This is a genomic window from Priestia sp. USM5, from assembly GCF_058323215.1.
Map to the genome: position 1 here is coordinate 3,944,295 of NZ_JBSGKN010000001.1, position 15,122 is coordinate 3,959,416.

13 protein-coding genes and 1 other annotated feature are annotated in these 15,122 nt (G+C 37.9%); of the genes, 2 read left to right on the forward strand and 11 right to left on the reverse strand.

Going from position 1 to position 15,122, the window contains the following annotated elements:
- Positions 1-136 precede the first annotated feature (136 nt).
- A complete protein-coding gene (locus ACWATA_RS20775) occupies positions 137-1,501 on the reverse strand; it encodes an amino acid permease (protein ID WP_028412362.1) in 1,365 nt (454 codons plus the stop codon).
- Between the two features lie 435 nt (positions 1,502-1,936).
- On the opposite strand from ACWATA_RS20775, the gene ACWATA_RS20780 reads away from it, so the two are divergent.
- The gene (locus ACWATA_RS20780; RefSeq protein WP_028412363.1) at positions 1,937-2,512 is read left to right on the forward strand and encodes a GNAT family N-acetyltransferase; all 576 of its coding nucleotides are present in this window, start codon (positions 1,937-1,939) and stop codon (positions 2,510-2,512) included.
- 280 nt (positions 2,513-2,792) lie between these two features.
- On the opposite strand, the gene ACWATA_RS20785 is transcribed toward ACWATA_RS20780, so the two are convergent.
- The 5 genes from ACWATA_RS20785 to ACWATA_RS20805 all read right to left on the reverse strand — a co-directional run bounded on the left by ACWATA_RS20785 (position 2,793) and on the right by ACWATA_RS20805 (position 8,405).
- On the reverse strand, positions 2,793-3,710 hold the full coding sequence (locus ACWATA_RS20785; protein WP_367033021.1) for an ABC transporter ATP-binding protein: 918 nt from the start codon (positions 3,708-3,710) through the stop codon (positions 2,793-2,795).
- 1 nt (position 3,711) lies between these two features.
- The gene (locus tag ACWATA_RS20790; RefSeq protein ID WP_028407470.1) at positions 3,712-4,782 is read right to left on the reverse strand and encodes an ABC transporter ATP-binding protein; all 1,071 of its coding nucleotides are present in this window, start codon (positions 4,780-4,782) and stop codon (positions 3,712-3,714) included.
- Positions 4,783-4,796: 14 nt separating this feature from the next.
- A complete protein-coding gene (locus ACWATA_RS20795) occupies positions 4,797-5,723 on the reverse strand; it encodes an ABC transporter permease (RefSeq protein ID WP_014461585.1) in 927 nt (308 codons plus the stop codon).
- A gap of 2 nt (positions 5,724-5,725) precedes the next feature.
- Entirely contained in the window at positions 5,726-6,661 is a 936-nt protein-coding gene (locus tag ACWATA_RS20800) for an ABC transporter permease (RefSeq protein ID WP_013055415.1), read from the reverse strand.
- A 97-nt stretch (positions 6,662-6,758) separates the two neighbouring features.
- Positions 6,759-8,405 carry a peptide ABC transporter substrate-binding protein gene (locus ACWATA_RS20805; RefSeq protein ID WP_014461587.1) on the reverse strand — a complete coding sequence of 549 codons (1,647 nt, stop codon included), beginning with the start codon at positions 8,403-8,405 and terminating at the stop codon, positions 6,759-6,761.
- Between the two features lie 666 nt (positions 8,406-9,071).
- Positions 9,072-9,276: a binding site (T-box leader), on the forward strand.
- Between the two features lie 76 nt (positions 9,277-9,352).
- On the opposite strand from ACWATA_RS20805, the gene trpS reads away from it, so the two are divergent.
- On the forward strand, positions 9,353-10,342 hold the full coding sequence (gene trpS / locus ACWATA_RS20810) for a tryptophan--tRNA ligase (protein WP_028412367.1): 990 nt from the start codon (positions 9,353-9,355) through the stop codon (positions 10,340-10,342).
- Positions 10,343-10,373: 31 nt separating this feature from the next.
- On the opposite strand, the gene ACWATA_RS20815 is transcribed toward trpS, so the two are convergent.
- The 5 genes from ACWATA_RS20815 to opp4A form a co-directional block, all read right to left on the reverse strand.
- Positions 10,374-11,123, reverse strand: coding sequence for a YjbA family protein (locus ACWATA_RS20815; RefSeq protein WP_028412368.1), 750 nt, complete (start codon positions 11,121-11,123; stop codon positions 10,374-10,376).
- A 28-nt stretch (positions 11,124-11,151) separates the two neighbouring features.
- Positions 11,152-11,310 carry a hypothetical protein gene (locus ACWATA_RS20820; RefSeq protein ID WP_155017005.1) on the reverse strand — a complete coding sequence of 53 codons (159 nt, stop codon included), beginning with the start codon at positions 11,308-11,310 and terminating at the stop codon, positions 11,152-11,154.
- A gap of 112 nt (positions 11,311-11,422) precedes the next feature.
- Positions 11,423-12,337 carry an oligopeptide ABC transporter permease gene (opp4C, locus tag ACWATA_RS20825; RefSeq protein ID WP_013081753.1) on the reverse strand — a complete coding sequence of 305 codons (915 nt, stop codon included), beginning with the start codon at positions 12,335-12,337 and terminating at the stop codon, positions 11,423-11,425.
- An 11-nt stretch (positions 12,338-12,348) separates the two neighbouring features.
- Positions 12,349-13,314, reverse strand: coding sequence for an oligopeptide ABC transporter permease (gene opp4B, locus ACWATA_RS20830; RefSeq protein ID WP_013055410.1), 966 nt, complete (start codon positions 13,312-13,314; stop codon positions 12,349-12,351).
- Between the two features lie 28 nt (positions 13,315-13,342).
- Positions 13,343-15,082, reverse strand: coding sequence for an oligopeptide ABC transporter substrate-binding protein (gene opp4A, locus ACWATA_RS20835; RefSeq protein ID WP_034267675.1), 1,740 nt, complete (start codon positions 15,080-15,082; stop codon positions 13,343-13,345).
- Between the last annotated feature and the right edge of the window lie 40 nt (positions 15,083-15,122).

The window sequence follows — 15,122 nt, forward strand, 5'->3', positions numbered from 1 at the left end:
GCTAGAAGCCCCTACATACAGTAAACCTACGTTCACCCTACAAACAAAAAAATCCGAACGCGTTAGATTCTTAATCAAGAATTCAACGCGTTCGGATTTCCCTTCAACAAAAATAGGTTTGTCTCAGCCTTATTTTTTATCTTTTATGAAAACCTTTTGAATAGTAAATAATAACCAACAAAATAAACCATATCGGACCTACAATAAGGGCTATTCTTGTATCAGAGGAGAAACCCATCACCACTACTACCCCCGCTAAGAAAGCAAGAGCGAGATACGACGTATACGGGAAGAACGGAAGCTTATATTTTAAATCACTTACCTGCTGATCACTTAATCCTCTGCGGAAGCGAATTTGAGAAAGTAAAATAATTCCCCATGTCCAAATCGCTCCAATAGTAGCGATACTTGTCACCCACGTGAACACCTTATCAGGAACAACATAGTTTAAGCCAACTCCGAGTAGCAGTACAACAGCTGAAGCAATAACTGCTGCACCAGGCACGCCGCCTTTTGTTAAATTGGCATAGCGTTTTGGTGCTTCCCCGTGCTGAGCTAAATTAAATAACATACGGCCTGTACTAAAAATCCCACTGTTACAAGAAGATAAAGCCGCTGTTAACACTACAAAGTTTATAATCCCTGCTGCAGCGGGAATTCCAGCTTTATCAAATGTTAAAACAAATGGGCTTCCTTGTGTTCCGATCTCTGGCCAAGGATAAATAGACATAATAACAAACAAAGCTCCAATGTAAAAAATCAAAATTCTCCACAGTACATTATCAATTGCTTTTGTTAACGTCTTTTCCGGATTTTTCACCTCTCCTGCTGTTACCCCAATCATTTCAATACCGAGGTAAGCAAACATAACCATTTGAAGTGATAGAAGAACACCTTTCATACCATTCGGGAAAAAGCCACCGTGATTCCATAAATTACTGATTCCTGTTGCAATGCCGCCATTTCCAATTCCAAAGATAATCATGCCTAGACCAAGCACAATCATAAGGATAATCGTTACTACTTTAATAAGAGAAAACCAAAACTCTAGTTCACCATATGCTTTTACAGCTAAAAAGTTAACGCCTGTCATGATAACGAGCGCTGCAAGTGCCCATATCCACTGGGGCACACCCGGGAACCAAAAATCCATATATACTCCAACGGCTGTAATTTCAGCCATACATGTAATAATCCACATAAACCAGTAGTTCCAGCCTGTTAAATAACCAGCGAGTGGTCCCAAATAATCGTTAGCATACTTACTAAAAGAACCGGCTACTGGATTTTGTACTGCCATTTCACCTAACGCTCTCATAATAAAAAACATAATAAGACCACTGATTCCATACATGATAAGAATACCAGGACCTGCTAACCGAATAGCGGATGCAGAACCTAAAAACAGTCCAACTCCGATAGCTGCGCCTAAAGACATTAAGCTAATATGTCTTTCCTCAAGTCCACGGCTTAATTCTTTTTCTTGCGTGTTCCCTTGCATAATTCTCTCTCCTAACATGTCCATTTCATTTAATAGCGGCTAATTAACTTATTTTTCAAACAAATAATTCTAGGCAGTGTATGTACTAAAAATCTGATATTGCAAGTTCCACACCTGCATTTATACCGCTATCACATCTATAAAATACAATATTAAAAAAACTTCACTTTGTTCATTTTATCAAAAATCACAAAAAATGCGATAGTTTTTTGTGATTTTCACAAATAAACTTACAATAAAAATATAATAAAAACCATTTTTTACATTATATGTTCTTATTCCGCTATAATTTCCTGACTATTAAGAATAATAAATCTATTATTTTTCCTTATTTTCAATTATAGATGCTTACTTTTCCCTAAAAAGGGTAAAGATAAGATAACTGTTTAAACACTATTATGAACATCATCATGAAAAGATCAGTAGGAGGGTGCTATGAATTGGTATGAAAAACTAAGTCAATATTTCCCCATTGAAGAAATGAAATCAAAGAAGCATATCGAAACGCTTTTACAAGAACGCAGCGATATTTATCATAAAAATGAAGGACCTCATCACGTATTAATGTACGTGGAAACAGACCAATTTATCTTTATTGATTACCTCTTTGTTTCAAAAGACGCTAGAGGTCAAGGGCTTGGCGGTAAATTAATTGATGAGTTAAAACAACATAACAAACCAATTATCCTAGAAGTAGAGCCTATAGACTATAAAGATTCAGACTCAGCAAAAAGACTGCATTTTTATAAACGTGCAGACTTTAAGCATGCTCAAACAATCGGCTATAACCGCCGCTCATTAGCTACAAATGAAGTTAATCAGATGGAAATTCTATACTGGTCTCCTACCTCTGAAACAGAGGAAAGCATTTTAAATAAAATGAAAAAAACGTACGAGTTAATTCATACTTACAAAGACAAAGAAATATATGGTGCGTCTTATCAGCCGGCAGATCAAGTATTAAAAATTGACAAAAATCGTAAAGACGGCGATATCTTAGCAGATTTATAAAAAGAAGGTAGGCATACGTCTACCTTCTTTTATATTTATGAATTATTATTCAATACACAACATTATTAATCACTTATATTCCTTTAGTTATAAGGTTTTAACATAGATATTTTGTCTTAAATATAAAATTCTGAAAATTTTTAATAGTATTTTCTAATCCTGTATTGTATAATACCTGTAAAGCGCTAATGTCACTTGTTCTTACATGTTTTTTCCAATTTAAAGTTTAGCGTTCTTTGATAACTAAATAAAAAACGACCTCGTTGTGAGATCGTTTTTGTTAGGTTGTATATGCGGCAAACTCTGCTTGAGAACAAGACACGTAGTGACCTGGAGATACTTCTCTAAGCTCCGGTTCTTCACCGTTATAATCATGGATACTTGGATCATAAATTTTGCGCTGACGCGTTTTTTCACTGTCAGGATCGGGAAGCGGAATAGCTGAAAGCAACGCTTTTGTATATGGATGAACAGGGTTTCGATAAAGTTCATCACTTGGTGCAAGCTCTACAATCTTACCTCTGTACATAACGCCGATGCGGTCACTAATGTATTTTACCATTGACAAATCATGGGCGATAAATAAATAGGTTAGTCCACGTTCACGCTGTAACTTCTTCATTAAGTTAACAACTTGAGCTTGTATAGATACATCCAAAGCTGAGATTGGTTCATCTGCGATGATAAAATCAGGTTCTACTGCCAGTGCTCTTGCGATACCGATACGCTGACGCTGGCCGCCACTAAACTCATGTGGATAGCGATTTGCATGTTCTTTGTTGAGCCCCACTGTTTCAAGAAGCTCGTGAACCTTTGCCATACGCTCTTTTCTCGTCTTAGCTAAACCGTGGATGTCAATGCCTTCTGCTATGATATCTGCTACGGTCATACGAGGGTTAAGTGACGCATATGGATCTTGGAAAATCATTTGCATTTTACGATTGAATTTTTTAAGCTCCGAGCGAGATTTGCGACCATGTACATCTTCGCCATTAAATAGCACCTCACCGCTAGTAGCGTCATATAAACGAATAATCGTTCTGCCTGTCGTTGACTTCCCGCAACCAGATTCACCTACAAGACCTAACGTCTCTCCGCGGAAGATGTCAAACGTCAGACCATCAACCGCTTTAATTGTTCCTTTACTTGTGAAAAAATGTTGTTTTAAGCCTTTAATCTCTAATAATTTATCTGTCATGTTATTCACCATCCTTCGCTACGAGTACAGGTGTACTGTATACATTATCAACTTTACGCATGCGGCGCTGAACTGAAGCAGGCGGCTCTACTTTTGGTGCATCCGGATGTAAGAGCCATGTTTTTGCATAGTGCGTATCCGATATTTTGAACATTGGAGGTTCTTGCTCAAAATCAATTTTCATTGCGTACGGATTTCGCGCTGCAAATGCATCTCCCTTTGGAGGATTCGTTAAATCTGGCGGCGTTCCAGGAATAGCAGCCAGCTCTTCTTCCGCCTCGTTATCTAAGCTTGGCATAGAAGCTAGGAGTCCCCACGTATACGGATGTTTTGGGTCGTAAAACACTTCATCCACCGTGCCCGTTTCAACAATTTGACCAGCGTACATAACGGCTACTCGATCTGCTACATTTGCTACTACACCAAGATCATGGGTGATAAAGATAATAGATGTATCCGTTTTTTTCTGAATGTCTTTCATCAACTCTAAAATTTGAGCTTGAATTGTTACATCAAGCGCCGTTGTTGGTTCATCAGCAATCAGTAATTTCGGATTAGAAGCAAGAGCCATCGCAATGACAACACGCTGTCTCATCCCTCCGCTGAATTCATGCGGATATTGATTCACACGCTGTTCTGGAAAAGGAATGCCTACAAGCGTTAATAACTCGACTGCACGTTTTTTCGCTTCCGCTTTAGATACTTTGGAATGCTTGATTACGACTTCACCAATTTGAGCTCCAACCTTCATTGTTGGATTTAAAGAAGTCATCGGATCTTGGAAAATCATACCGATATCCTTACCGCGAATAGCTTCCATTTCTTTATCCGTTTTCTTTGCTAAATCAATGCCGTCAAACAGCATTTCACCGCTTTTAATTCGGCCAGGAGGCATCGGGATAAGGCGCATGATTGTTTGTGAAGTTACACTTTTACCAGATCCTGACTCACCAACAATTGCTAGCGTTTCACCTTTATTTAAGTGGAAGTTAACGCCGCGAACAGCTTGAACTTCTCCGCCATATGTTTTAAATGATACAGCTAAATTTTTTACTTCTAATAAACGTGACATATGAGTTCACTTCCTTACTTACGTAGTTTTGGATCTAACGCATCTCGTAATCCATCACCAATTACGTTGAACGCTAAGATTGTTAAACAGATAAACAAACCTGGGAAAAATAAGCGCCAAGGATAGTATTCCAAAGCAGGTAAGCCTTCTGAAGCCATTGTTCCCCAGCTTGCAAGCGGTGCCGGAACGCCTAGTCCCAAGTAGCTTAAAAATGCTTCTGTAAAGATTGCTGAAGGAATCGTTAGTGTCATTGTTACTAAAATTGGACCTGTTGCATTCGGAATAAGATGTTTAAATAAAATACGCTTTGTTGTTGCTCCTAATGTTTGTGAAGCCATTACGTACTCTTGGTTTTTCAACTGCAATACTTGTCCACGTACAATACGGGCCATGTTAATCCAGCCGGTAATGGTCATCGCCAAGATCATCGTGCCTAACCCTTGGCCAAGCATAACCATTAAAATAATAACCAGTAAAAGGTAAGGAACACCATATAAGATATCCGCAACACGCATCATTGTTTCATCCGTACGGCCGCCGCGGTATCCAGAGATGCTTCCCCAAACTACGCCGATGAATAAATCAATTAAAGCTGCTGCTAACCCGATAAATAATGAAATACGAGCGCCTTCCCACGTACGAGCAAAAACATCACGCCCTAATTCATCTGTACCGAACCAGTGCTCAGAAGATGGAGCCTGATTAGCATTCAGCAAATCATTGGTTGCATAATCATATTTCACCATCAATGGACCAAATATAGCCATAAAAACAAGGAGAACCATTAGTACTACACCAAACATAGCAAGCTTATTTTTGCGAAAACGAATAAAAACATCTTGCCAGAATGAAAGACTCGGTTTTTCAATCTTTTCTGCCTGAGCGTGGTCAATCCCTGCTGTTTCAAACATTTCTTTAGGAATTTTCGGAAGTTGCTGCATAGTTACTCTCCTTTCTTAGCACCTGTAAGTTTAATTCGAGGGTCAATGAAGCCGTATGCAATATCTACAAGCAAGATACAAAAAAGTAGTAAAATACTGTAGAACACCGTTACGCCCATAATCGTTGTATAATCTCGGTTTGAGATACTGAGTACAAAGTGTGAACCTAATCCCGGGATACCAAATATTTTTTCAATAACAAAGCTACCCGTTAAAATCCCTGCTACTAAAGGTCCCATATAGGATACGACTGGAAGCATCGCATTTCGCATGGCGTGCTTAACTGTAATAACGCCTCTGCTTAAACCTTTTGCTTTCGCTGTACGAATATAATCATTGCTTAATACTTCAAGCATACTCGACCGAGTTAATCGTGCGATAAACGCCATAGGGGTTGAAGCAAGCGCGAGAGCTGGTAACACCGTGTGTGCCCAAGATTCCCAGCGTGCAACCGGAAAAATTTGTAGTTTCATAGCCAGAACGTATTGTAATACCGCTGCCATGATAAAACTTGGAACTGAGATTCCTAGAACTGCAATAACCATCGCCGTGTAATCTTGCCACTTATTATGTTTTAAAGCAGCAATAACACCTAGTACTACGCCAATAGCAATCGCTATTAAAATAGCTTCCATCCCTAGCATGAATGAAACAGGGAATCCGCCGTTAATCAAATCATTTACCGTTTGGCCTTTATATTTGAAAGATGGACCAAAATCCCACTTTAAAATTGATGTTAAGTAATCAAAGTACTGATGGTACCAAGGCTGATCTAAACCGTAATACTGATTTAGATTTTTTTGAATTTCAGGGGGAAGCTGCTTTTCTGATGTGAATGGACCTCCTGGAACAGCACGCATTAAGAAAAAGGTCGCTGTTACGATCAGCCATAATGATAGAAACATATAAATAAGTCGTTTTCCTATATATTTGAACACCCTGACACACCTCCATATTTTTACAAAATTCGCGCACAAGAAAGAAAAGTATATGGAGCACCAGGCCCCATATACCCTTTGTCATAATTGATGTTACTTACTCAAAATGAGCCCACTTAATCTGAATGTCTCCAAGACCAGACATCACAACATCTTTCAGCTGCTTGTCTTGTACCCAAGCATTTGTGTAGAAGTAGATTGGTGCCACTGGCATTTCATCCATGAAGATACCTTCTGCTTTTTTCAACATTGCCTGACGTTTTTTAGGATCTGTTTCTTTTTGAGAGTCAATTAATAACTTTTTATATTCTGGATTTTCCCAGTTTGTATCATTGTTTCCGCCTTTTTTGTCACGGAATAACTCTAGGAAGTTGATTGGATCGTTAAAGTCTCCTAACCAGCCCATACGCCCAACTTGATAATCTCCTTGGTGTAACTTTTCAATGTAAACAGCCCACTCAGAGTTGTCTAACTGTACTTTAATACCAAGGTTTTTCTTCCACATATCTTGAACAGCTTGTGCAATTTTTGCATGTTTTTCATCCGTGTTGTATGAAACCTTAATTGCTGGTAGTTCTGAAGCATCTTTAAGGCCCATTTCTTTCAAGCCTTTTTCTAAATATTCTTTTGCTTTTTTCACATCATTGTCTTTGAAGTAGCCTTTTTTGTTATCTTCAAACATTGTTGGTGGTACAGCCGCCATCGCTGGAACTGAACCGTCTTTTGTAATTTGTTCTGTAATACCTTTACGATCAATTGCATAAGCTAATGCTTTACGAATGTTCACATTGTCTAAAGGTTTTTGTTCTGTATTAAACTTGTACCAGTAAGTACCTGCAATCTCTTGAATGTTTAATGAACCGTCTTTCTTTAATTCAGGAAGTGCATCAGCTGGTAATTGACCGGTAGGCATACCCGCCCAGTCTAATTCACCGTTTTTGAACATTGAAAGTTCAGTGTTGTTATCATTGATCATGTACATTTCAACTTTTTTAAGTTTTACAGCATCTTTATCCCAATAGTTTTCATTAGGAACTAACTCAATTTTGTCGTTATGTTTCCAAGTTTTAAGCTTGAAAGGACCGTTTGACGTATAGTTTTCGCCTGCATTTGTGTACCATTTTTCATTTGATTCAGCAATTTTCGTATTCACTGGGAAGTACGTATAGAAAGCTGTTAATTCTAAGAAATATGGCGTTGGGTTTTCTAATGTTACCTCAAGCGTTTTATCATCTGTTGCTTTAACGGCAACATCATCTAATGAACCTTTTCCTTCATTAGCAGCCTGTGCATTTTTAACATAGTATAATTGATATGCATATTGAGATTCGTTTTTAGGATCTAACGCCCATTTCCATGCATATTCGAAATCTTTTGCTGTTACAGGGTCACCATTTGACCATTTTGCATCGTCGCGAATCGTAAACGTATATTTAGTTTGATCATCGCTGACCTTTACATCTTTCGCCATGGCATTTTCAGGTTTCCCATCTTTACCAATACGAGTTAAACCTTCAAATGTTTGTAATAATACGTTTGATGACGTTGAATCATTAGCTAAGCCTGGGTTCAGTGAGAAAGGCTCAGTTTTAATGTTTACGCGAAGCTCTTGCTCTTTTTTCTTGTCGCCGCCATCACTGCTAGCATTTTCACTGCCACCAGATTCTTTGTTAAATCCACATGCAGCTAAAAACAAGCTCATTACAAGCAGCAAACTGAAAAGAATTGACAACCTTTTCTTCATTGCGTGTTACCCCCTATTAAATTTTGTTTGTGTGGCAACCATATTTTTTTGATATGCACTAATTTCTTAATCCTCTTTCAATACAAAATAATCAGTTATTTTTTCACGTAGTAGAGTGCTAAAGACCTCACTGCAAAATTATTCTTCTACCCTATGAAACTGTCATCAATTGTTTACATGCTGTAAATCCAATGTATGCGCTTAATATGTAGAAGACTCATTCATTACAAAATTCGCTAATTGAAACAAAACATTGGCTATTTTGTTTTTTCTGAAAAATTAAGAAATTGTAATACCTTTGTAAAAAATATGTTTGTTACGCCTATTATAAATATTTTAAAAATTTATTGCAATACTATTATTTAATGGTATTTTTTTGTCATGAGGGAAAAAACCTTATCTTATAAGGATTGTGCCTACTTGTCAGACGTCTAAAATCTTTTTTGTAGTATAGGTATTACAATAGTATTACAAAGGCATTAGAAATACTAAATAAAAGATTTTTACCAAATCCTCCACCAAATTTTCATCAAGAAATGCTTTAATTAAAAGGTTCTTGTCTTTTTTTGCCGAAGAAAAATTCCAGTAAATTGTCTTATAAAACTTTTTAGCGATAAGATGTTTAAATTCCTGCTTTTTCGCGTTATAATAACGAATAACTATATAATTAAAGCTGTGAAAAAGAGTAGTATGCAGAATTTTCATTTTTAGAGAGTTTGTGGCTGGTGAGAACAAACATTGAAACCTGCAGAATGGACTTTGGAGCTTTCAAGTGCAAAGCTTGAACGTTGATCTCAACGTTACATGAATAAAGATAGTTCACAATAATGTGTGCTAATTAGGGTGGCAACGCGGTCCATTCGCCCCTAGCTTATGCTAGGAGCGGATGGGCCTTTTTATGTTGTATACGTAAACTAGCATCATATATGTGCAGATGAAAGGAAGATTTGATGAAAACAATTTTTTCAGGTATTCAACCAAGCGGTACAATCACTTTAGGTAACTACATTGGAGCGATGAAGCAATTTGTTGAACTTCAACATGACTATAACTGTCATTTTTGTATTGTAGATCAGCATGCAATTACAGCGCCTCAAGACCGTTTAGCACTTCGTAAAAACATTCGCAGCCTTGCTGCTCTGTATGTAGCAGTAGGAATTGATCCAGCAAAATCAACTTTATTTATTCAATCAGAAGTGCCCGCCCACACGGAAGCAGGATGGATGTTACAGTGCGTAGCGTATATCGGTGAACTTGAGCGTATGACTCAGTTTAAAGATAAGTCCGCTGGAAAAGAAGCAGTATCAGCAGGATTATTAACTTATCCTCCACTAATGGCAGCTGATATTCTTTTATACAACACCGATTTGGTTCCAGTTGGTGAAGATCAAAAGCAGCACTTAGAATTAACGCGTGACTTAGCTGAGCGCTTTAACAAAAAATACAATGATATCTTCACTATTCCTGAAGTACGTATTCCAAAAGTGGGCGCACGCGTCATGTCTCTTCAAGATCCTACGAAAAAAATGAGCAAGTCCGATCCAAACCAAAAAGCTTTTATTACGCTCTTGGATGACGCTAAAACGATTGAAAAGAAAATCAAAAGTGCCGTAACGGATTCAGAAGGTATTGTTCGCTACGATAAAGAAAATAAGCCAGGTATTTCAAACTTATTAAGCATTTATTCAATCCTAGCAAATAAATCAATCGAAGACATTGAAGCAATGTACGAAGGCAAAGGTTATGGTGACTTTAAAGCTGACACAGCTAAAGTAGTAGCTGAAGCACTTGCTCCAATTCAAGAAAGATATTATGAATTAGTTGATTCTAGCGAGTTAGATGATATTTTAGATCAAGGTGCCGATAAAGCAAATGCAACGGCTAATAAAATGCTTCGCAAAATGCGAAACGCAATGGGAATTGGCCGTAAACGTTAAAAAAAAAAACGACTGCTATGCAGTCGTTTTTTCAATTCACTTTTGGCTCTTGTTCAATTTCCCAAAGTTTTTCAAAGAAAGGTTGTCCTTTTACTAAGCGCTCGCATAATAATTTATGTTTCGGTGACCACCCTGACTTCGTTTCATCGTATAGCTGATTCCATACGTCTTGAAACGGCATCTCTTGAATGTCTTCGTATTTCGTTGGATTCCACTCTGTGTACCAGTAGCGGATTTGAGCTGTATTTTTTGTTGTATGTAGCTGATCAAGTGCCATAAATAACAGCTGTTTTAGCTGACGTTCTTTACGTGTTAGCCCTCTCATCGTTTCAGGAGACGGCGAAAGAATATGATGCTCTTTTTTAGTTAGCTCGTCTTCACTGAACTTATATTCTAGCTCTTCTTGATCCGCAATCATCTCATAAACTAACTGTTCTTGTCTTGGAATTAAGCGGCTTTTTCGAATTGGGATATGATAGCCCATCGTATCAATTGCTAAAATATTCGTTCCATCTGTAACAATAAAACAATATTCAACCTGCGTGCGCTCATGATTTTTCCGAATGTATGCTTTCTGATAGACATCTTGTAGTAGTTGTTGAGGTAGCTCGGAAAGATCATTTTCAATGTAATGAAATAAAAGCGGATTTACTTTTAATAACGGTGCTTGATCGAGCAGTTCTACACAATCGTCTTTTCTCCACTCATGGAAATGACACACATTATAACCGTTTTCTTCGCCTTCAAACCAATTAACCCATACATCATGAAGATATAGCATAATTTACCCCTCACTTACTATCTGTTTGTTATCCATCAGTATAGGCAGAGAAAGGAATTTTTATTCCAAATGATGTTATTTTTCTAAAAATTAATTGTAAAATACCTTCGTTTTTGGTTATTATGCAAATGCACTTATTTCGAAGCTCAGACATAACGCCAGTGCTAATGATTGCTACAGGCTTCATGAACTATATCCACCCCTATAAGCAGAAAAAATCCGAGTTTCTTCTATAGTAATAGGTTTGTCAGGAGGTCTGACAAACCTAAAAAAATCTATCACACTTTTGTGATAGATTTTTAACGAAGAGATTTTGGATTTAAAGCATCTTTTAATCCTTCACCAATGAAGTTGATAGCCAGGATCGTAAATGTAATAGCTAAACCTGGCGGAACCCACATCCAAGGCTTATTCTGCAGCACATCTGATTCCCTTGCTTCTGTCAGCATATTCCCCCAGCTCGGCGTATCAGCCGGCACGCCAAAACCGATAAAGCTAATTGCTGACTCAAACACGATAAGGATGGCCATCTGCAAACTGGCTTGAACCACAATCGTTGAAAACACATTTGGCAGCAAATGTTTGAAGATGATTTTAAACGGGCTGCACCCAATGGAAACAGCTGAAAGCACATATTCATTTTCTTTTTCAGCCAACACTTTGCTTCGCACCAGCCGGGCCGTACTTCCCCAGCTTAGGAAACTAACAACTAGGATGAGCGTCCAAACGCCTGAGATTTTTCCAATTAGAATTGTATTTAACACTACAACAAAAACAATGAGCGGAAAGTTTAAGACAAAGTCTGTAAAACGCATTAAGAATTGGTCCACTTTGCCTCCGTAATAACCCGCAATCGAACCAATAAGAGTTCCGATTAAAATAACGAGTGTTGTACAAGCAACTCCAATCAGTAACGAAGTTCTTCCTCCATACAATGTACGTGCAAATACGTCTCGACCATTTGTATCCGTTCCAAACCAATGCTCACTGGAAGGCGCTGCATTCATCGCCATATAGTCGATACGTGTAATATCTGCTTTTGTAAGCAGCGGTGCAAAAATGGCAAGAAGCGTAATCACAATCATGAAAGCCAAACTTATCATGGCTAGTTTATTTTTTACAAACTTCTTTCGCGCAATCGCCCATGGAGAAAGGTTTTTAGGAGCTTTCATATTCACTTCTGGCTGTACATCTTTTTTCGTTACAATTTCCATACTTTCTCCTCCTAATCCAAACGAATACGCGGATCTGCTACGCCGTATAACAAATCAGCAACCAGATTCCCAACTAGTGTTAAAATTGAAAACAGCATTGTAAGCGACATCATAACTGAGTAGTCACGAGTTGCTACAGAGTCAACAAACAACTTTCCGATTCCTGGATACGTAAAGATTGTCTCTGTAATGATAGAACCGCTAATGATTGTTACAAGATCAAACCCTAAAAACGTAATAAGCGGAATCATTGAGTTGCGTAAGATATGAACATTATAAATTTTAGATTCTTTTGTTCCTTTTGCTCTAGCTGTGCGCACAAAATCTTTGCGACTGTTTTCAATAATATCATTGCGCAAAAATTGGGTATACTGCGCGGTCGACATCAAGCCAAGAATCAGTGCAGGTAATATAACGTGATGAATTCTACTTTGAATAAATTCCCATGATCCCTCTTTTAATCCTACTTCAACAGAACCGCTAAACGGAAACCAGCCTAACTGAAAGGAAAATAAATAAATGCCTACGATCCCTGCGATAAACGATGGAACCGCTAATGCAAAGTAATTATATCCTGCAATAAAGTTATCTGCTAAGGTATACGGTTTTCTTCCTGCATACATACCTAAAATAAATGCAAACACATACGTAATCAAAAGCGAAGTCAAAGCTAAAAAGATCGTATTAGGCATACGCTCTAAAATAATATCTAATGTCGGTAACTTATGAGTTGTTGACTTTCCTAAATCTCCTTGTGCCACTCCCTTTACCCAGTTCCAATATTGAACGTAGATAGGATCGTTATATCCTAGCTTATCACGCATTTCCTCAATGTATTTTGGATCTGTATTACTGGGGTTGATTTCTCCCCCAAAAGGGTCCCCTGGCATCATTTTTGCCAGGGAAAACACAACAAAGGAGATCAGAATCAACATTGGAATCATCCCTAAAATACGTCTTAGTGAGTATTGCAGCATCGTTGACTCTCCTTTACATGTAAAATACTTATTCCGTTACAGACCATTTCTCCGGATCTACAACTACCGTTGATGGATCTAGAGTTACGTTTTTCACACGCTTATTCACAGCATAAATATTGATATTTTCCCATAAAGGAAGTGCTGGCAGCTGCTCGTTAAAGAATTTTTGCCATTTTACATATACATCTTTACGGTGTTTATCATCAAATGATTTTTCACTCAAACCGTCTTTAAGCATTTCATCAGATTCCTTATTTACCCAACGGCCATAGTTCCATTCAGCATTAGAGCTCCATAATCCTGTAGGATCTGGATCTGAACCAGTGTCCCAAGAACCGAAGAACGCTTCTAACGCCTTATCGTCGTTATCTTTCATTTCATTGTACAAGTTAAATTCAACAAGTGAACCCGTTGCTAATTTTGTTTTAATACCAATATCATTCCATGCTTGCATAATAGCCTTCGCACGACCCTCGAAGTTGGCTGGACCAGCATAGTGACCAAATGAGATCGTAAATGGTTTTCCGTTTGGATCTTCTACAAAACCGTCATTATTCTTATCTTTATAACCAGCTTCAGCTAACAATTTCTTAGCTTTTTCTGGACTATACTTGTACTTTGTTAAATCTTTTTGGTCAGCAGCAATCCAGAATACAGAGGGAATAACTGTGTTAGAAACAACCGCTTTGTCGTTCATAAATGCTTTTACCATTGCTTTTCTATCTATTGCGTAAAGCAATGCTTGACGAAGTTTTAGATCTTTGAACTTATCATAATCATCTACGTTTTTACCAGCGTTTTTATCACGATGTCCAAATCGTAGACCAATATACGAATAACTAGTTGATTTCCCTTCCAAAAAGTCTAAGTTTTCTGCTTTTTCAACTTGCCCTAAATCAGCTGGGCGAACATCCATAATGTCGACATCGCCTTTTTTCAATGCTCCGGCGGAAACAGATGGATCCAGTACTTTTACAACAACGCCATCAAGATGAGGCTTACCTTTCCAATAGTCATCATTGCGTTCCATCTGAACATATTCACTTGCTACCACTTTTTTCACTTTAAATGGTCCAACACCAATAGGCTCTTTACGAACTTGTTTGGACTCTGCAAGATCTTTTACAGCAATTCCTTCATAGTACTTTTTCGGCATTGGATACGGCCATAGATTGTCTAAGTTATTTACACGAACTTCTTTAAACGTTACTTTAAATGTTTGCGGATCTACCACTTCAACTCCGGAAATAGAATCCGCTTTGCCGTCATGATATTCTTGAGCGCCTTTAATATGCTCAACGTTTACATAGCGTGGACCTGTATAGTCTTTATCAGCAATCGTTTCATACGTATATTTAAAATCATCTGCAGTTAATGGATCTCCGTTATGCCACTTAATCCCCTTTTTTAATTTAAACGTGTAAGTTAGTTTATCACCACTCACGTCCCAAGTAGCTAAGTCAGATTTAATTTTTAATTTCTTATCATAAGTAAAAAGACCTTCATTGATAAATTCTAAGATTTGGCTATCATACGCACTACCATACAATGCGTACTCAAAAAGCCCTTCCGGCGCTCCGTCAATCCCATACGTAATCGTTCCGCCATCTTTTGGCTTGTCTGTTTTTGCACCTTCAGTTTTTGCTTCTCCGCCTTCTTTATTACTAGAAGATGAAGAACTGCTTCCACCGCTGCATGCCGCTAGAAAAAGCGATAGCACAAGCAAAATGGAAACAAGTGATAAAAACGATTTCTTTTTCATCATGACGTTCCCCCTATTTAACTAATAATCTGTTCGTATGTAG